16 protein-coding genes are annotated in these 17,506 nt (G+C 68.5%); 9 read left to right on the top strand and 7 right to left on the bottom strand.

Annotated elements, in window-relative coordinates; genetic code table 11:
- Nucleotides 1–77: 77 nt before the first annotated feature.
- Together ASE10_RS06705 and ASE10_RS06700 are read left to right on the top strand one after the other, a co-directional pair.
- Nucleotides 78–590 (top strand): DUF1697 domain-containing protein, encoded by a 513-nt coding sequence (locus tag ASE10_RS06705; RefSeq protein WP_055904766.1) that lies wholly within the window; start codon nt 78–80, stop codon nt 588–590.
- A gap of 100 nt (nt 591–690) precedes the next feature.
- A complete protein-coding gene (locus ASE10_RS06700; RefSeq protein ID WP_056306024.1) occupies nt 691–1,524 on the top strand; it encodes an arylamine N-acetyltransferase in 834 nt (277 codons plus the stop codon).
- Nucleotides 1,525–1,543: 19 nt separating this feature from the next.
- Here the strand turns inward: ASE10_RS06700 and ASE10_RS06695 are convergent, their stop codons facing one another.
- From ASE10_RS06695 to ASE10_RS06685, 3 genes are all read right to left on the bottom strand, one after another.
- Complete coding sequence (locus ASE10_RS06695) at nt 1,544–2,428, bottom strand: hypothetical protein (RefSeq protein ID WP_056100602.1); 885 nt, start codon at nt 2,426–2,428, stop codon at nt 1,544–1,546.
- 303 nt (nt 2,429–2,731) lie between these two features.
- Nucleotides 2,732–3,184, bottom strand: a complete 453-nt coding sequence (locus ASE10_RS06690) for an RcnB family protein (RefSeq protein WP_056306021.1) — start codon at nt 3,182–3,184, stop codon at nt 2,732–2,734.
- Between the two features lie 212 nt (nt 3,185–3,396).
- Nucleotides 3,397–4,158 (bottom strand): SDR family oxidoreductase, encoded by a 762-nt coding sequence (locus tag ASE10_RS06685; RefSeq protein WP_055904754.1) that lies wholly within the window; start codon nt 4,156–4,158, stop codon nt 3,397–3,399.
- A 122-nt stretch (nt 4,159–4,280) separates the two neighbouring features.
- Here ASE10_RS06685 and ASE10_RS06680 point away from each other — a divergent pair, with 122 nt between their 5' ends.
- The 3 genes from ASE10_RS06680 to ASE10_RS06670 all read left to right on the top strand — a co-directional run bounded on the left by ASE10_RS06680 (nt 4,281) and on the right by ASE10_RS06670 (nt 6,879).
- On the top strand, nt 4,281–5,210 hold the full coding sequence (locus ASE10_RS06680) for a LysR family transcriptional regulator (protein WP_055904751.1): 930 nt from the start codon (nt 4,281–4,283) through the stop codon (nt 5,208–5,210).
- 111 nt (nt 5,211–5,321) lie between these two features.
- Entirely contained in the window at nt 5,322–5,738 is a 417-nt protein-coding gene (locus ASE10_RS06675; protein ID WP_055904748.1) for a VOC family protein, read from the top strand.
- 229 nt (nt 5,739–5,967) lie between these two features.
- Nucleotides 5,968–6,879, top strand: a complete 912-nt coding sequence (locus ASE10_RS06670) for an alpha/beta hydrolase (RefSeq protein WP_056306019.1) — start codon at nt 5,968–5,970, stop codon at nt 6,877–6,879.
- A gap of 96 nt (nt 6,880–6,975) precedes the next feature.
- Here the strand turns inward: ASE10_RS06670 and ASE10_RS06665 are convergent, their stop codons facing one another.
- Complete coding sequence (locus ASE10_RS06665; protein ID WP_055904742.1) at nt 6,976–7,533, bottom strand: DUF3016 domain-containing protein; 558 nt, start codon at nt 7,531–7,533, stop codon at nt 6,976–6,978.
- An 87-nt stretch (nt 7,534–7,620) separates the two neighbouring features.
- Nucleotides 7,621–8,517 (bottom strand): LysR family transcriptional regulator, encoded by an 897-nt coding sequence (locus ASE10_RS06660; protein ID WP_055904739.1) that lies wholly within the window; start codon nt 8,515–8,517, stop codon nt 7,621–7,623.
- Nucleotides 8,518–8,633: 116 nt separating this feature from the next.
- On the opposite strand from ASE10_RS06660, the gene ASE10_RS06655 reads away from it, so the two are divergent.
- The 3 genes from ASE10_RS06655 (at nt 8,634) to ASE10_RS06645 (ending at nt 11,490) form a co-directional block, all read left to right on the top strand.
- A complete protein-coding gene (locus ASE10_RS06655; RefSeq protein ID WP_082559743.1) occupies nt 8,634–9,392 on the top strand; it encodes a type 1 glutamine amidotransferase domain-containing protein in 759 nt (252 codons plus the stop codon).
- A 153-nt stretch (nt 9,393–9,545) separates the two neighbouring features.
- Nucleotides 9,546–10,853, top strand: coding sequence for an amidohydrolase family protein (locus ASE10_RS06650; RefSeq protein WP_082559742.1), 1,308 nt, complete (start codon nt 9,546–9,548; stop codon nt 10,851–10,853).
- A gap of 214 nt (nt 10,854–11,067) precedes the next feature.
- Nucleotides 11,068–11,490, top strand: a complete 423-nt coding sequence (locus ASE10_RS06645; protein ID WP_056306018.1) for an SRPBCC family protein — start codon at nt 11,068–11,070, stop codon at nt 11,488–11,490.
- Nucleotides 11,491–11,568: 78 nt separating this feature from the next.
- Here the strand turns inward: ASE10_RS06645 and ASE10_RS06640 are convergent, their stop codons facing one another.
- On the bottom strand, nt 11,569–11,943 hold the full coding sequence (locus tag ASE10_RS06640; RefSeq protein ID WP_055904730.1) for a YciI family protein: 375 nt from the start codon (nt 11,941–11,943) through the stop codon (nt 11,569–11,571).
- A gap of 135 nt (nt 11,944–12,078) precedes the next feature.
- Nucleotides 12,079–12,453: a metalloregulator ArsR/SmtB family transcription factor gene (locus tag ASE10_RS06635; RefSeq protein WP_056100578.1), complete on the bottom strand. Its 375-nt coding sequence runs from the start codon at nt 12,451–12,453 to the stop codon at nt 12,079–12,081.
- 292 nt (nt 12,454–12,745) lie between these two features.
- On the opposite strand from ASE10_RS06635, the gene ASE10_RS06630 reads away from it, so the two are divergent.
- Complete coding sequence (locus ASE10_RS06630; RefSeq protein ID WP_162255251.1) at nt 12,746–17,506, top strand: PAS domain S-box protein; 4,761 nt, start codon at nt 12,746–12,748, stop codon at nt 17,504–17,506.

Genomic DNA, 17,506 nt, shown 5'->3' with positions numbered 1-17,506 from the left:
CCGCTATCCCGTCATCGGAAATAACGAATGGTCAGGATCGGCATAGTCGGCTCGGCGATTTCTCGTAAGCTGTGCGCATGCCCACCTATATCGCCTTGCTCCGTGCTGTGAACGTCGGCGGCACCGGAAAACTGCCCATGGCCGAACTGCGCGAGATGTGCGTCGCGGCCGGCTTCCAGGACGTGCGCACCTACATCGCCAGCGGCAACGTGGTGTTGCGCAGCCCCAAGAGCGCGGTCCAGGTCAAGCAGGCGCTGGAAGCGAGATTGGCCGAGTACGCGGGCAAGCCGGTCGGCGTGGTGGTGCGCTCAGGCGCCGATCTGGCGCGGGTGCTGGCCGGCAATCCCTTCGCCGAAGGTGCGCCAAATCGGGTGGTGGCGATCTTCCTCGACGATCCGCCGGCGGCCGACGCGCTGGACACGGTCCGGCATCGTCGCGAGGAGCGGATCGCGCTGGGCGAGCGCGAGATCTACGTGCATTACGGCGACGGCATGGCCGACTCCAAACTGGTGATCCCCGCCGCGCGCGCGGGCACGGCGCGCAACATGAACACCGTCGCCAAGCTGATCGAGTTGGCCGGCGCGGATTGAAACGCGACCGCACCGCTGCGTCGGTGGCGATGCCGAGCGCTTGACCTCAAGCACACTTGAGGCCGTAGCGTGATGGCCTGTAGAAGAACGAGACCAATTGATGCCACCGCAATTGCAACATCTGGACATCTACTTGAAGCGCCTCGGCTACGCCGCGGCGCCTGCGCCGACCTTGGACACGTTGCGCGAGCTGCAGCAGCGCCATACCGCGGCGTTCGCGTTCGAGACCCTGTCCACGCTGTTGCGCATGCCGGTTCCGGTCGATCTGCCGTCGCTGGAACGCAAGCTGCTGCACGACGGCCGCGGCGGTTATTGCTACGAACTCAACCGGCTGTTCCAGGCCTTGTTGCAGGACCTGGGCTACGACGCGCGCAGCCTGACCGGGCGTGTGGTGATGGGCGGGCCGGAAGACGCGTTGCCGGCGCGCACGCATCGCATGCTGTTGGTGACCGTCGACGAGGTGCGCTACCTCGTCGATGTCGGGTTCGGCGGCCTGGTGCCGACCGCGCCGCTGGATCTGGACAGCGACGAGGTGCAGGCCACGGCGCACGAGGACTACCACCTGACCCGACACAACGGCGATTATCTATTGCGCGCCGAAGTCGGCGGCCAGTGGCGCGGCTTGTACGTGTTCGACCTGACGCCAGCGGCCGAGATCGACCATGTGGTCGGCAATTGGTACGTGTGCACGCACCCGGACTCGCCGTTCCTGGGGCAGCTGTTCGCCGCGCGCACCGGTCCTGGCATCCGCAAGACCTTGAATGCCGGAAGTTACGCGCTCCATCGCAACGGCGCGCCCAGCGAGCGCCGCGAGTTGCCCGATGCCGACGCGGTGATCGCGGTGCTGCGCGAAGAGCTCGGAGTTCGCGTGCCGGACGATCCGGCGCTGCGCGCGGCGATCGAGCAGCGGTTGGCGCAGCGCGAGGAAGGGTGACTGGAGCGGCGCGCCGCCGTCATTGGCCCCTAGGCCAGCAGATGGCGCAGCTGTAGTCGCCAGCGGCATCCTCGGGTTCCTGGGCCCGGGCGATGGTCTTGCGGATGTAGGCCTGGCGTTCGCGCATCAACGCATCGCGCGGCGCGCCGTAGTCCACCGCCAGTTCGTACAGCGCGTCGGCGTTCTCCAACGGGCCGCCGGCCAGGTTCAGGGTCGCCCAGTCGGAGAGCAGGTTGGCCACGACCGGATCGGGCGCCGGGACGAACTGGGTGCGCTCCATGAGTTGATAACTCAGCGACCGGTCCAGTTCCCAGGGTTTCACGGGCTGGCCGTCGTTGCCGGCCGGCATAACCGCCGGCAGCGCGGGTGCCGGCTTGGCTTCGAAACGCAGCCCGGCGATGGAATGTCGCTGGAGATAATCCGGCTCGCGCGCCGCGGCGATCTTGGCTTGAAGGATGCGCGCGTGCAGCCATTCCGTGCGCAGGTGTTCATTGGCGTTGCGCTGGATGCCCAGGCGGATCCAGCGCAACGCGACGTGGTCCTGCCCGGCCAGTTCGAGCGCGGTGCCCAGGTTGGCCGCGGTTTCATGATGACCCGGATAGCGGCGCTCGAGGCTGAGAAAGTGGCGAATCGCCAACGGGTACTGGCCCTGGTAGATCAACAACACGCCGAGATTGGTCAAGGACGCGAAGCTGGGCTGCTTGCGCGCCGCGGCGATCGTTTCGGTCGCGCGCTTCAAAGCGTATTCGCGGCCATCGCGTTTGCGCATCGGCTCGGTGAAATCCTCGCCTAGATACCAATCCGGTGCGAAGCGCCGGCCGCTACGGTCGGTGCCGACCTCGTTGATGCAGGCATGCGCAGTCGAGGCGAGCAACAGCAATGCAGTCGCGAGCAGGATCTTCACCGGCGGGTTCCCCTGAGTGCGGCCATCGTGGCCGCGCGTCGAAAGCATAAGGCAGGCGAAGTCGGGCCGGTATTCGGTTTGGCGCGAAGTTTAAGCGCTTCGAATCGACCAGAACCAAGCCGTAGGGAGCGCAGTCAGGCGATCGCGCCCGAGACGTGCAACGCGTGTTCGACGAGGCTGGGTAAGGCCGTGACGGTATGCCGGTGTGAAGAACTGAGCGACCGACGGAAGCCGGAAACGAAAAATCCCGCCGTAGCGGGATTCTTCGTGAGACGGGTCAGCGGCGCGATCGCCGCGACGGGCTCAATGGTGCAGCAGCACGTCGGCGATGATGCCGGTGGCGACCGCGATCAGGATCATGCGGCCGTCGTCCATGCGCACCCAGCGGTGGCCGCGCGGCGGCGGGGCCAGGTGGTAACGCGGGTAGTCGTCGATGTAGTAGCGCGGCTGCATGTAGACCACGTCGATGCGCTGGCCGCGGCGGTAATCCTTGTGCCAGCCGTTGTGGCGGCCCGGCGGATGATTGCGGCCGTCGTAGCTGTAGTAATAGCGGCGGTCGTAACCACGGTCGCCGCGGTCGCCGCGGTCGCGACGGTCGTAGCGATCGTCGTCGTGGCGGTCGTAGCGATCGTGACGGTCGTCGCGGTCCTGGTGCTTGTCGTGTCCGTGGCCATGGCCCTTGCCGCGGCCATCGGCCATCGCCGGCGAGGCGAGGACGGTCAGCGCAAGCGCGGTGGCCAGCAATATGCGTTTCATGCGGATTCTCCCGGTTCTCGGATGGCGTTCGTTGCCATGCGTTGTAATCGCATTGGGTCATCGATGCAGCTGCATCATGTGCCAAACGCGACCTGCGTCGAGAGTTCCGGGCATTCGTGTTTAAGGTTCCTTTAACCCTGGCCGGAACGCCGGCGCAGCCTCGCGCCGACGTAACCGGTTACAGGGGGAGGATTACTTAACCGACACCAAATTCAAAGAAACATGCCGCCCGATGCCTCGATGCGCTGCGCGTTGATCCAGCGGTTGTCGGGCGCCAGCAGGGACGCGAACACGCCGCCGATATCGTCCGGCTGACCGACCCGGCCGAGCGCGGTCTGCGAGGCGACATAGGCATTGACCTCGGCGTTGTCGCGCACGGTGCCGCCGCCGAAGTCGGTTTCGATCGCGCCCGGGGCGACCACGTTGACCGCGATGCCGCGCGGGCCCAGTTCCTTGGCCATGTACTTGGTCAGCACTTCGATCGCGCCCTTCATCGATGCGTACGCGCCGTAGCCGGGCAGGGCGAAGCGGGTCAGGCCGGTGGAGACATTGACGATGCGGCCGCCGTCGGCAATCAGCGGCAGCAGTTTCTGGGTGAGGAAGAACACGCCCTTGAAATGGATGTTCACCAGTTCGTCGAACTGCGCTTCGGTGGTGTCGGCCAGCGCGGCGTGGGTGCCGATGCCGGCGTTGTTGATCAGGTGGTCGAAGCGATCGCGCTGCCAGTGCGTGGCGAGCGCGTCGCGGACCTGGGCGGCGAAGGCGTCGAAGCTGCGGCTGTCGCCGACGTCCAGCTGCAGGGCGACCGCGCGCCGGCCCTGGGCCTGGATCGCGGCGACGACCGCGTCGGCTTCGGTGCGGTTGCTGCGGTAGGTCAGGATGACGTCGTTGCCGTAGGCGGCGAGCTTGAGCGCGGTGTTGCGGCCCAGGCCGCGGCTGCCGCCGGTGATGATGGCGATGGGGGTGGTGGTCATGGCGGAGTCCTCGGGGGTGGTGTGGGGGCCACTCTATTGGCGCGACATCGGCTGATAAATCTGCATAATTCGATTTATCTGTTCGCCATTGCTGAACAATAGGCCGCCGCCGGGAGCCCGCGATGAACCAGATCGAGGCCATGCACGTCTTCGTCCGCGTGGCCGAGCTGGCCAGCTTCACCCGCGCCGCCGACAGCCTGGGGCTGCCCAAGGCCAGCGCCTCGACCGCGGTGCAGCAGTTGGAAAACCTGCTCGGCACGCGTCTGTTGCACCGGACCACGCGCAAGGTCCAGACCACCCAGGACGGACAGGCCTTCTACGAGCGCTGCAAGGACCTGCTGGCCGACATGGACGAGCTGCAAGGCATGTTCCAGCAGGCGCCGCAGTCGCTGCGCGGCCGTCTGCGCGTGGACATGCCCAGCGGCATGGCCCACAGCGTGGTGATCCCGCTCCTGCCCGAGTTTCTGGCCCAGCATCCGCAGTTGGAGCTGGAATTGAGCAGCGCCGACCGCCGCGTCGACCTGGTGCGCGAAGGTTTCGACTGCGTGGTGCGGGTCGGCAACCTGGGCGACAGCGCCCTGATCGCGCGGCCGCTGGGCCAGTTCCGCGTGGCCAACTGCGCCAGCCCCGGCTATCTGCAGCGACACGGCGTGCCGCGGAGCCTGGAGGACCTGGCCTCGCACCGCCTGGTCCATTACGTGACCAGCCTGGGCGGGCGGCCCGACGGCTGGGAATACTGGGACGGCGCGGCCTACCGCATCCTGCCCATGGCCGGCGTGCTGACCGTCAACAACGTCGAGGCCTACCGGACCGCCTGCCTGACCGGCCTGGGCCTGATCCAGGCCCCGCTGATCGGGCTGCAGCCCTACCTGGAGCGGGGAGAACTGATCGAGGTGCTGCCGCAGCTGTGCGCCGAGCCCATGCCGGTGTCGCTGCTGTACGCCAACCGGCGCAATCTGCCGCGGCGCGTGCAGGTGTTCATGCAGTGGATGGCCGAGGTCTTGCAGCCGCATCTGGACCCGGCGGACGAGTTCCGGCCGGCCGAAAAATAATTTCGCGGCGCGTGTCGATCACGGGCGCCTTGCTTCGTCGTCAAGAAGAGCAGGCCGGAAACGACCCCGTATTTAGCCCGCCAATCTACCCTCCACCCTCAAGGATTCGTCATGGCTACCAAGATCTTCGTCAACCTCCCGGTCCAGGACCTGGACCGCTCCGTCGCCTTCTATACCAAGCTCGGTTACTCGTTCAACGCCAAGTTCACCGACGAGAACGCGACCTGCATGATCGTCTCCGACGACATCTACGTGATGCTGCTGGTCAAGCCGTTCTTCCAGACCTTCGTGAGCAAGCCGATCGGCGATGCCGGCAAGAACGTGCTGGCCATCCTCAGCATCAACGCCGAGGACCGTGCCGGCGTCGACGCGCTGGTCGAGAAGGCGATCGCGGCCGGCGCCAAGTCGCCGGAAGCCAAGGACTACGGCTTCATGTATCAGCGCGGCTACGAAGACCCGGACGGCCACCAGTGGGAAGTGTTCTACATGGACCCGGACGCCGATCCGAGCGCGGCGCAGAGCGCCTAAGCGGTCCGCCTCGACGGTCGCCGGGCTCGCCGGCGACCGTCGTTCGCCTGGATGCACCACCGCGGCCGGTCGCCGAGGCGCCGGCCCGTGCGGTGGTGATCGGCCTAACGCATCGGATCGCAACGGCGGCCGAACCCGCACTCCCGGCACATTCCTCCGCCCCGAGGCGCTGCCATCATCGCGGCCACCTTCCTCCGACCTGGGCGAGTCCGCAGCGATGAAGAAATCCATGACCTGGCGGTCCGGCCGCAGCCTGGCGATGGCCGGCGCGCTGTCGATGCTGTCGGCCCTGACCGCGAACGCAGCCGCAGCCGCCGAGCCATGGCCGGGGCAGTCGCTGACCTCCAGCGACGGCACCCGCATCCACTACGTCGACAACGAGCGAGCGGGCGAGGCTCCGGCGCTGGTGTTCGTGCCCGGTTGGGGCATGGACTACACGATCTGGGAGGCGCAGCTGGCGGCGTTCGCCGGCGGGCATCGAGTGATCGCGATGGACCCGCGGTCGCAGGGCGCGTCGCAGCAGAGCGGTGGCGGCAATACGCCGGAGGTGCGGGCCGGCGACATCGAAGCGCTGTTGGCCGCGCAAGACCTCAAGGGCGTGGTCTTGATCGGCTGGTCGCAGGGCGTGCAGGACATCGCCGCCTACGTGGGCCGCTACGGCACCGGCCGTGTCGCGGGCCTGGTGCTGGTGGACGCGGCGGTGTCGCGCGGTGCGGCCGGCGCGCAGTCCGATCCGCAGGCGGCGCGGCGCTTCCTGGAGATGATGGCGGTCTACGCCGCGCATCCGCGCGAGTACCTGCAGGGCATGATGGGCGCGATTTTCGTCAAGCCCTTGCCGGCGCAGAAGCTCGAACACCGCGTCGATACGGCATTGCGCACGCCGGTGAGCACCGGCGTGGCGATGCTGGTGGCGGATATGTACGGCGTCGATCGCAGCAGCGCGCTGAAGAAGTTCGACCGGCCGACCTTGATCGTGGCGGCCTCGGGTTCGGATGAGCTGGCCGCGCAGAAGGCAGCCGCGGCGCAGGTGCCGGGCGCGACCTTGGAGGTCGTGGCCGATGCGGGGCACGGCGTGTTCGTGGATCAGCCCGAGGCGTTCAATGCCGCGTTGCGGAAATTCGTCGAGGGCTTGCGGCGCTAGGCGCGCATCGCGCCCGAGGCGGAGTCGTCGGGGTCCGGATGGGGCTATCACGGCTTACGCCGCTCCTACCCCAAGGCCGCGGCCTCCGCCCGGACTTCACACGCCCGGACGCTTGAACTCGCGGTCGATCCAGCGGTTGAGCAGCAACTTCTCGTAGCGCAGCGGGTCGCTGTTGCTGAGCGTGTTGGCGCTGCTGAGGAAGCCCATGTCGCTGAGCTTGCGCTCGCCTTCGGCGATGACCTGGCCGTCGGCGCCGATGCGGCGGAAGCTGAGCGTGATCCGCGGCGGGTAGATGTCGCGGATGAAGCGGGTGTCGTCGAAGGCGGCGCCGCGCCAGGGCTCGAAATTGCCGGCGCGGCGGATGTCGAGGATGTCGACTTCCAGGCGCTCGCCGGCGGGCAGGCGGGTCTGCGCGCGCTTGCGCAGGTGCTGGGCGATGTCCTCGACCCAGTTGCCGCGCTTGGCTTCGCTGGAGTTGCCGCTGTATCGGATCTCGGTGAACTGCGCCGGGTTGCCCCAACGCACATCGACCGGGCCTTGTTCGGGCAGCGCGCGAGGCGCGTCGGGGTCGGTGACGTTGCGGCTCTTGGCTTCGGCGCCGCCGGCAAGGCACAGCGCGAGCAGGGTGACGAGCAATGCAGGACGGAGAATCATGGGTGGCTCCGCGACAAAGCGCCTGTGGGCGATGGCGGAATTGTCCGCCCGCGCGCGAACGCCCGCAAATGCCGGCCTTGCGGCGTGTCAGCTCGCGCTCAGCGTGTCGATCAGGGCGCGCGCCGCCGCCGACAGCTGCCGGTGCGGGGCGTAAATCAGCGAGAACGCACGCGTACGGCCGCGCGACTGCGGCAGCACTTCGACCAGGCGGCCGGCGTGCACACGCTCGCCGACGATGAAGTCGTAGCTATGGCAGATGCCCATGCCCTGTTCGGCCAGCGAGACCATGCCGATCGGGTCGTCGGACACCAGCACCTGGCCGTTCGGCGTCCAATCGCGATCATGGCCGTCCTCGCGCAGCACCCAGGCGAAGGGACGGCCGGTGCTGGGCATCAGGAACGACAGGCACAGGTGCTGCGCCAGGTCGTCGATGCGCTGCGGCACGCCCGCGCGCCGCAGGTAATCGGGCGAGGCGACCAGGCAGGTCGGCGCGTCTTCCAGCTTGCGCGCGACCAGGCCGCTGTCGGGCAGATCGCCGAGGCGGATCGCGAGGTCGTAGCCCTCGGCGATCAGGTCGACATTGCGATTGGCGATGCTCAACTCGATCCGCACGCCTGGGTGGCGTTGCGCGAACGCCTGCAGCTTCGCCGGCAGGCGGTAGTGGCCGTAGGTGGTCGGCACGCTCAGGCGCACGCTGCCGCCGAGTTCGCCGCCCTGGCCCTGGATCGCGCGTTCGGCGTCGTCGATCAGGGCGAACGCGGCGCGGGATTGTTCGAGGTAGAGGCGGCCGGCGTCGGTCAGGCCCAGGCGCCGGGTCGTGCGTCGCAGCAGTTGCACGCCCAGGCGCGTTTCCAGGCGGGCGATGGCGCGGCTGATCGCCGAGGGCGTGGTGCCCAGCGCGGTCGCGGCGGCGGTCAGCGAACCGCGCTCGACCGCGGTGGCGAAGGCTTCGACATCGGCGAGGTGGTCGTAGTGGCGGCTCATTCTTGCGATCTGCGCACGAGTAATTTGTCCTGAAGCGAGTTTATCGCCATGAGTGGCAGGAATAGAGTGCCTGCACCGGGTCGCCCCGCCGACCTTCCTCAACCAGGATCCCCGCCATGACCGCTTTGTTCGCCGCCGCCCTGTTCGGCCTGGCCGCCACCGCCACCGGCTCCGTGCCGGCTCCCGCCGGCAAGCCGGTATTGATCGTCCTGACCAGCCACGGCACCAAGGGCAGCACCGGCCAGCCCACCGGTTTCTACCTGGGCGAAGTCACCCATCCGCTGGCCGTGTTCGACGCCGCCGGCATCGCGGTCGAGTTCGCCTCGATCCAGGGCGGCGAGCCGCCGGTGGACGGCGTCGAGCTCGACGACGCCACCAATGCGCGCTACTGGAACGACGCCGGCTTCCGCGCCGCGATCCGCAACACCGCGCGCCTGGATCAGGTCGACAGCAAGAAGTACGCCGCGGTGTTCTACGCCGGCGGCCACGGCGCGGTTTGGGATTTCCCGGACAGCCCGGCGGTGCAGCGGGTGACGCGCGAGATCTACGAGTCCGGCGACATCGTCGCCGCGGTCTGCCACGGTCCCGCCGCGTTGGTGAACGTGAAGCTCAGCGACGGTACCTATCTGGTCGCCGGCAAGCGCGTCAGCGCGTTCACCGACGACGAGGAGCGCGCGGTGAAACTGGAGAAGGTGGTGCCGTTCCTGCTCGCCAGCACCTTGAGCGAACGCGGTGCGCTGCATCAGGCCGCGCCGGACTGGACTTCGAAGGTCGTCGTCGACGGTCGCCTGGTCACCGGCCAGAACCCGCAGTCGGCCACCGCCACCGCCGAAGCGATGCGCGATCTGCTGCGCAAGTCCGACGCTGCGAACTGATCGAGCTCCGATGAAGTCCCGCTCCCTCTCCCGTATGCGGGACAGGGAGCGGGCGAGCGCCGAAATGAGGCGCAGGTCATCCGAAGGTCCCATACCCCGCGTCGCAGCAAGCCCTACACTCGGCCTCACCTAACGCTCTGGGGAGAGGCTGGTATGAAGCTACGCAACGCCGCGTTGTCCGCTGCATTGTCCTTGGGTCTGAGTCTGGCGCCGGGCGCGCAGGCGCAGAATGGCGTACCGATCTACGTGCTCAAGGCCGCGCACCTGTTCGATGGTCGCAGCGGGCAACTCGTCTCGCCCGGCGTGGTGGTGGTGCGCGGAGACCGCATCGTCGGCGTCGGCCGCGACGCCACGGTTCCGGTCGATGCGCAGGTGATCGATCTGGGCGATGCGACCCTGCTGCCCGGTTTCATCGACGCCCACACCCATCTCGCGTCCGACCACAGCGAAAACTGGGCGCAGGGGTTCTACGAGAGCATGCTGCGCTTCCCGACCGAGCAGGCCTTCCATGCCCAGCGCAATGCGCAGGCGGCATTAATGGCCGGCGTCACCAGCGCGCGCGAACTGGGCGCGCCGGACTTCGTCGACATCGGCCTGCGCAATGCGATCAACGCCGGCCTGGTGCAGGGCCCGCGCCTGATCGTCGCCGGCCATGCCCTGGGATCCACCGGCGGCCATTGCGACAGCGTCAACGCGCCGCCGGACCGCGTTCGCCCGGCCGGTCCGCTGGAAGGCGTGTGCAACGGCGCCGAGGAGTGCCGCCTGGCGGTGCGCCAGCAGATGAAGTACGGCGCCGACGTGATCAAGATCTGCGCCTCCGGCGGCGTGCTGTCCGAATCCGATCCGGTCGACGTGCCGCAGCTCACCCCCGCCGAGCTCGACGCGATCATTAGCGAGGCCCACAACTGGGGCCGCAAGGTCGCCGCGCACAGCCACGGCGACGTCGCCGCGCGGCTCGCGGTCGAGGCCGGCATCGATTCGATCGAACACGGCAGCTTCCTGACCCCCGGTACCTTGCAGCTGATGAAGAACAAGGGCGTCTACCTGGTGCCCACGCGCATGACCCAGCTGTGGGTGAACGAGAAGGCCGATACCTATCCGCCCAAGATCGGCGAGAAGGCGCGCGCCGCGGCCGCGGCCCACACCCAGATGTTCCGTCACGCGCTGAAGATCGGCGTGCCGATCGCCTACGGCACCGACTCGGCGGTGTTCCCGCACGGCCTCAACGCGCGCGAGTTCGGCGATTACGTCGACATGGGCATGACCCCGGCCGCGGCGCTGATGACCAGCAGCCAGGGTTCGGCCAAGTTGTTGGGCATCGACAAGGACACCGGCACCCTCGAAGCCGGCAAGGCCGCCGACATCGTCGCCGTGCCCGGCGATGTGATCGAGAACATCCGCGCGACCGAGAAACCGGTGCTGGTGATGCGTGCGGGCGTGGTGGTGAAGGGCGCGCCGTAGCCCCGGATCGCATAAAAAAATCCGGGACGGCGCGCGGGCCCATCCGCGTGCCGCCCCGGAGATCTCCCTGACGAGGAGACGGACAGCTTGCCGGCGCGCTGTCGCAACAGCCGAGACTGCACGTCGATTGGATCGTGCCTGGACAACGCCGTAACCGGCCGCGGTTCAAAATCGGCGCTCCCCCATATGCCGTAGCGTCGGCGCAGGAGCGTGCATGGCATCGATCCAGCAGGAAATCTGGGTGGACGCGCCCGCGGAGTTCGTCTGGCAGGCCCTGCGCGATGTCGGGCGCATCCACGAGCGGCTGGTGCCGGGCTTCGTCACCGACTGCCGCCTCGAAGGCGATACCCGCATGGTGACCTTCGGCAACGGCCTGCGCGTGAGCGAGCCGATCCTGGACGTCGATCCGGTGCGCCGGCGCGTGGCCTGGGCGGTGGTGGGCGACCCGTTCCGCCACTACAACGCCTCGGTGCAGGCGTATACCGAGAACGGCGGTACCCGCCTGGTGTGGATCGCCGACCTGTTGCCGAACGAACTGACGGCGCAGGTCGCCGGGATGATCGACGTGGCCCTGCACACCATGAAGCGCACCTTGGAGCGCGACGCCGGCGGCGCCAAGCAGGGCGCCGGAGCCTGATCGGCCTGCAAACGCAATCAGGGCAGGAAGCGGCAAGACGCGGTCGCAGCGCCTGCTGCGACCGCAACAACTAAGAACTCAGGCGCCGACCCGGCGCCGAACTTCGCCCAGATCGCGCACCGGGCGCACTTCGATGCAGCCGGAGTCGGCCCAGGGGAATTCGGCCGCGATGCGCAGGGCCTCGTCCATGTTCTCGGCTTCGATCAGGTTGAAGCCGCCCAGGTATTCCTTGGTTTCGGCGAAGGGGCCGTCGGTGATCGTGGTGCGGCCGTTGCGCACGCGCACCGATTTGGCGGTGACCGGCGCTTCGAGCTGTTGCGAGTCCAGCAGGTAGCCTTGGTCGCGCAGCTCGTCGGCGTGGCTCAGACAGTTGCGCATCATGGTGTCGGCCTCGGCGGCGGGGATCTCGCCGAGCAGGCTGTGGTCGTTGTAGATCATCACCAGAAACTTCATGCGGGTACTCGTGGCGGAAGGGAGGCCGACAATGTGCAGCCACCGTATCCGCACCGCAAGGCACCCGGCCGGCAGAATCGTGTTCAAGCATCGATACGTCGACGGCGAGGCTGTCGCGAGCGGGGTCGGCGGCGGTCAGGGTTGCCGGCGCTTGCGGCCGGCGGATTTGCGCGCGGGTTCCGGCGCCGGCCGGGGCGTGGCGGCGAGGTAGGGGGCGGGGCGTTCGAGCCGGACTTCGCTGGAGTGCTGATCGATCCATCGCTGCGCCGCGCCCAGGCCGTCGCGGTCGAGCCGACAGGTGCGCACCCGGCCGGTCTTCTGGCTGCGCACCAGGCCGCTGTCCTCGAGCACCTGCAGATGCTGCACCACGGCGGCCAGCGACATCGCCAGCGGTTGCGCCAGCTCGCTGACGGTGGCGGGACCGGTGTCCAGGCGCTCGATCATCGCGCGCCGGGTCGGGTCGGCGAGGACGTGGAACACCCGGTCCAGGTTCGGTGAATAGTCAAGCATGCGCTTGAGTTTAGACCGGCCCCGGCAATTGTAAAGCGGTCGCTTGACTATCGGTCGCCGACCATGCGCGTCGCTTGGGCCTCATGCGCACCCCGTCGTGCAGCGCGCGCGCAGGCGTGAAAGCCGATGGCGAAGCTGAATCCGCGCATTCCCACTCGGAATCTCCACGACGCCTCTGCTAACGTCGGCTAGTCCGTCTTGGGAGGGGAAGCCCATCCGTCGTCTGCGTAGCCCTGCCCGTCTGGCGCTGCTGGTACTGCTGCTGGGATTGGCCGGCGCGGTGATGGTGGGCTTGCGCCAGCATTCCGGGAACCAGGAGCGCACCCAGCGCCTGCTCGACCGCCTGGTGCAGAACGCGGCGGCCGACTTGGCCGTGCGTTTCCAGACCTATGAGTACGGCCTGCGCGGGGCGCGCGGCGCGGTCATCGGCGCCGGCGGATCGATCAATCGCGAACGTTTCCACCGCTACATGGAGTCGCGCGAAGTCGCGCACGAATTCCCCGGCACGCGCGGCTTCGGCTACATCGTGCGGGTGCCGGCCGGTCGCGAATCCTCGTTCCTGGCCGGGCTGCGCGCCGAAGGCCTGCGCGACGTCAAGGTCCAGCAGCTCGCCCCGCACAAGGGCGAGAAGTTCCTGATCAAGTACATCGAACCGGAAGCCGGCAACCGCGTCGCGTTCGGCCTGGATATCGCCTCCGAGCGCAATCGCCGCGAAGCCGCGCTGGCCTCGCTCAAGAGCGGCCGTCCGACCCTGACCGGACCGATCACCCTGGTCCAGGCCAAGGGCAAGCCCAACCGCAGCATGCTGTTCCTGCTGCCGGTGTACGAAGGCACGCAGAACCGCGCTCCGGCGCAGGCCGAAGCGGCGGGCATCGGCTGGGTCTACGCGCCGCTGGTCACCGACGAGATCCTGGCCGACTTCGGCGCGACCCATGCCGACTACGGCTTCGCCCTCACCGACGTCACCGACCCGGCGCGCAGCGAGCGCATCTACGCATCCGACGGTGCCGCCGACGGCATCGACGAAAGCCGCTCGCGCTCGCAGGTGCTGCCGATGTACGGGCGCCAGTGGCGCCTGGATGTCGAAGCCCAGCCGGCGACCATCGCCGCGCTGGACCTGCCGCAGCCGCTGCGCGTGGCCGCGTCGATCGCCGCCCTGGGCGCGCTGCTGGCGGTGATGCTGTACGTGTTCCTGGGCGCGAACGAACGCAAGCGCCGCTCGATCGCGCAGAGCGCGCGCCTGGCGGCGATCGTGGAAAGCTCGCACGACGCCATCATCGGCACCTCGCCCGACGGCCGCGTGACCGAGTGGAACCGCGCCGCCGAGCAGATGTTCGGCTACAAGGCCGAGGAGGCGATCGGGCGCTCCCTGGTCGAACTGGTGGTGCCGTTCGAACGCATACGCGAGGACGGCCAGATCCTGCAGCGTGCTCTGGCGGGCGAGGAAGCGGTTGCGATCGAGACCATCCGCCGCCACCAGAATGGCTCGCTGCTGTACGTGGAGATTTCCGCCGCGCCGATCCGCAGCGGCAGCGGGCGCGTGGTCGGCGTGGCCTCGACCCTGCGCGACATCGCCGAGCGCAAGGAATCGCAGGCCGAGATCATGCAGCTCAACGCGACGCTGGAGCACCAGGTCGAGGAGCGCACCGCCGAGCTGCAGGCCTACTCGGCGCTGCAGCGCGCGATCCTGGCCAACGCCGGCTACGCCATCATCGCCTCCGACCCGGAAGGCAGGATCACCCTGTTCAATCCCGCGGCCGAGGCGATCCTGGGCTACGCCGCGGACGAAGTGGTCGGGATCGAAACCCCGGCGCTGTTCCACGACCCGATCGAAATGGCCGAGCGCGCGCACGCGCTGCAGATGGAACTGAGCCGGCGCATCGATCCGGGCTTCGAGGTGTTCGTGGCCAAGGCGCGGATCGAGCCCGATTCCAACGAGTGGACCTACATCACCAAGAGCGGCGAGCGCATCCCGGTGCTGCTCAACGTCAGCGCCCTGCGCAAGAGCGACGGCGAAGTGGTCGGCTACCTCGGCATCGCCGTCGACCTGCGCGAGCGCAAGCGCCGCGAAGCCGCGCTGGAGACCAACGAGCGCAAGCTGCGCGGCCTGTTCGAACTGTCGCCGCTGGGCATCGCCCTGACCGACGAGAGCGGCCGCTTCGTCGAGTTCAACGAAGAGTTCCGCACCCTGACCGGCTACACCGACCAGGAACTGCGTACGCTCGACCAGGGCAAGATCACGCCCAAGGAGTACGAGCAGCAGGAGAGGGCGGTCCTGCGCACCCTGCAGAGCAGCGGCCGCTATGGCCCTTACGAGAAGCAGTTCGTGCGCCGGGACGGCGGGCGCGTGCCGGTGCGCTTGAACGGCGTGGCGCTGCGCATCGACGGCAGGCCTTATACCTGGTCGATCGCCGAAGACATCACCGTGCAGCGCACCGCCGAGGCGGCGATGGTCGATGCCGTCGCGGCGGCGGAGGCGGCGAGCAAGGCCAAAAGCGATTTCCTGGCCAACATGAGCCACGAGATACGCACGCCGATGAACGCGATCCTGGGCATGCTGCAGTTGCTGCAGAAGACCAGCCTGGACCTGCGCCAGTTCGACTACGTCAACAAGACCGAGACCGCAGCCAAGACCCTGCTCGGCATCCTCAACGACATCCTCGATTTCTCCAAGATCGAAGCCGGCCGGCAGACTCTGGAGTCGCACGAGTTCGAGCTGGAGCAGGTGCTGCGCGACATCTCGGTGATCCTGAGCGCCAACGTCGGCGACAAGGACATCGAGATCGTGTTCGACATCGACGAACGCGTGCCCCAACGCGTGGTCGGCGATTCGCTGCGCCTGCAGCAGGTGCTGATCAACCTGGTCGGCAACGCGATCAAGTTCACCCACTACGGCGAAGTGGTGCTGATGGTGCGCGTGTCCGCGCGCGACGAAAGCCGGGTGTCGCTGGCGTTCGAAGTGCGCGACAGCGGCATCGGCATCGCCGAGGACAAGCTGGCCGCGATCTTCGAAGGCTTTTCGCAGGCCGAGGCCTCGACCACCCGCCGCTTCGGCGGCACCGGCCTGGGCCTGGCGATCAGCCAGCGCCTGGTGCGCCTGATGGGCGGCGAGCTGGGCGTGGAAAGCGAACGCGGCCGCGGCAGCCGCTTCTTCTTCGACATCGCCCTGGACCTGCCCAGCGAGCCGTCCCAGGCCGCGGCCGGGCCGCCGGAACGGCTGCGCGAACTGCGCGCGCTGGTGGTGGACGACAACGACAGCGCGCGCAACGCGATCCTGGCGATGGTGCAGTCGATCGGCTGGAAGGCCGACGCCGCGCGCAGCGGCGAGGAAGCGCTGGAGTTCGTCGAACGTGCCGCCGGCGAAGGTCCGCCCTACGAGGTGATCTTCCTCGACTGGCGCATGCCGGGGCTGGACGGCTGGGAGACCGGCCGCCGCATCCGCGAGCTGATCGGCGGCACGCAGGCCCCGCTGATCGTGATGGTCACCGCGCACGGCCGCGAGATGCTGGTCGAGCGCCTGGGCCGCGAACAGACGGTGCTGGACGGTTTCCTGATGAAGCCGGTGACGGTGGCGATGCTGATCGACGCGGTCGCCGACGCGCGCTCCGGCCAGGGCCTGCCGCCGCCGCTGCCGGATCCGGCGCCGCTGCAGGCCTCGCGCAATCGCCTGGCCGGCATGTCGCTGCTGGTGGTCGAGGACAACCCGACCAACCAGCAGGTGGTGACCGATCTGCTCGAAAGCGAAGGCGCGCGCGTGGCCGTGGCCGGCGGCGGCGCCAAGGCCTTGCAGATGCTGGGCGGCCAGGGCGGCAAGTACCACGTCGTGCTGATGGACATCCAGATGCCGGACATGGACGGCTACACCGCGACCCGGCGCATCCGCAGCAATCTCGGCCTGAACAAGCTGCCGATCATCGCCATGACCGCCAACGTGCTGCCGTCCGACCGCGAAGCCTGCCTGGCCGCAGGCATGAACGACCACCTCGGCAAGCCTTTCGATCTGGACACCCTGGTCGAACGCCTGCTGCATTGGACCGGGAGCGCGGCGAACGGCGCGCCGCCGACATTGCCGCCCGCGTCGAACGACGCGGCCGCATCGCCGATCCGGCCTGCGACCGGCGAGGGCGCGCGAGCGCCGGTCCAGCCTGCGTCCAATGACGACGTCGTGGCGCCGCCGGTCCCGGCAAGGTCCACGCCTGCCGAGCCGGCGACGACGGAACCCAAGCCCGCGGAATCGGGCCCCACGCTATCCGCGCCCGCGGAATCCGCATCCACTGATTCCGCATCCACTGAATTCGCATCTACGGAGTCCGAACCCGCCACCGCGTCCGCACAGCCGGCACCGCCGCCGCCGGCAGCCAACGAGGCCGCATCGCTGGCGATGCTGCCCAGCGCGGAGCCGCCGAACGACGAGCGACCCGCCCCGGCATCCCCCAAGCCGACGAAGACCGCGAAGTCTGCGAATGGCGAGCCTCCCGTTCTGGATTGGCAAGCCGCGCTGGCCCGCTTCGGCGGCAAGCGCCACGTCTACGCCGACGTGCTGCGCGGCTTCCCCGACGGCGGCACCCAGATCATGGGCGAACTCGCGACCGCACTGCGTTCCAAGCGGCGCGAAGACGCCATGCGCGAGCTGCATACGCTCCGCGGCGTGGCCGCCACGGTCGGCGCGATGCGCCTGGCGCAGTTGGCCGAACTGCAGGAAAAAGCCATCGCCGGCGCCGGCGAAGACTGGCTGCGGACCCTGCAGTTGGGCGCCTTGCGCGGCGCCTTGAATGACGCCGCCGCGGAAGTGCGCGAGCGCCTGGGAGCGCTGGACGCCGAGCAGCCGCCGCCCGATGCCGACGCCGCGCCGCTGCCGCGACCGACCCTGCAGCGCCTGCGCGACCTGCTGATCGCCTCCAACCTGGGCGCGTTGGACGTATTCCACTCTCTGGAAGCGGGCTTGGCCCGCCATCACCCGGGCGAGCATCGGCAGATGGCCGCTGCCCTGGCCCAGTTCGACTTCGCCACGGCGGCCGAGCTCTGCGGCCGCCTGCTGGCCCGATCGGAATGA

The organism is Lysobacter sp. Root76, from assembly GCF_001428685.1.
In the GTDB taxonomy this organism is placed as follows: domain Bacteria; phylum Pseudomonadota; class Gammaproteobacteria; order Xanthomonadales; family Xanthomonadaceae; genus Lysobacter.
Note: the sequence above shows the minus strand (reverse complement) of the source record. Positions and strands in the feature narration are given on the sequence as shown.

Bases quoted from the DNA above. Each gene is read 5' to 3' on its own strand.
- ASE10_RS06705 (WP_055904766.1), top strand. From the start codon at position 78: ATGCCCACCTATATCGCCTTGCTCCGTGCTGTGAACGTCGGCGGCACC.
- ASE10_RS06700 (WP_056306024.1), top strand. From the start codon at position 691: ATGCCACCGCAATTGCAACATCTGGACATCTACTTGAAGCGCCTCGGC.
- ASE10_RS06690 (WP_056306021.1), bottom strand. From the start codon at position 3,184: ATGAAACGCATATTGCTGGCCACCGCGCTTGCGCTGACCGTCCTCGCC.
- ASE10_RS06685 (WP_055904754.1), bottom strand. From the start codon at position 4,158: ATGACCACCACCCCCATCGCCATCATCACCGGCGGCAGCCGCGGCCTG.
- ASE10_RS06680 (WP_055904751.1), top strand. From the start codon at position 4,281: ATGAACCAGATCGAGGCCATGCACGTCTTCGTCCGCGTGGCCGAGCTG.
- ASE10_RS06675 (WP_055904748.1), top strand. From the start codon at position 5,322: ATGGCTACCAAGATCTTCGTCAACCTCCCGGTCCAGGACCTGGACCGC.
- ASE10_RS06670 (WP_056306019.1), top strand. From the start codon at position 5,968: ATGACCTGGCGGTCCGGCCGCAGCCTGGCGATGGCCGGCGCGCTGTCG.
- ASE10_RS06665 (WP_055904742.1), bottom strand. From the start codon at position 7,533: ATGATTCTCCGTCCTGCATTGCTCGTCACCCTGCTCGCGCTGTGCCTT.
- ASE10_RS06660 (WP_055904739.1), bottom strand. From the start codon at position 8,517: ATGAGCCGCCACTACGACCACCTCGCCGATGTCGAAGCCTTCGCCACC.
- ASE10_RS06655 (WP_082559743.1), top strand. From the start codon at position 8,634: ATGACCGCTTTGTTCGCCGCCGCCCTGTTCGGCCTGGCCGCCACCGCC.
- ASE10_RS06650 (WP_082559742.1), top strand. From the start codon at position 9,546: ATGAAGCTACGCAACGCCGCGTTGTCCGCTGCATTGTCCTTGGGTCTG.
- ASE10_RS06645 (WP_056306018.1), top strand. From the start codon at position 11,068: ATGGCATCGATCCAGCAGGAAATCTGGGTGGACGCGCCCGCGGAGTTC.
- ASE10_RS06640 (WP_055904730.1), bottom strand. From the start codon at position 11,943: ATGAAGTTTCTGGTGATGATCTACAACGACCACAGCCTGCTCGGCGAG.
- ASE10_RS06635 (WP_056100578.1), bottom strand. From the start codon at position 12,453: ATGCTTGACTATTCACCGAACCTGGACCGGGTGTTCCACGTCCTCGCC.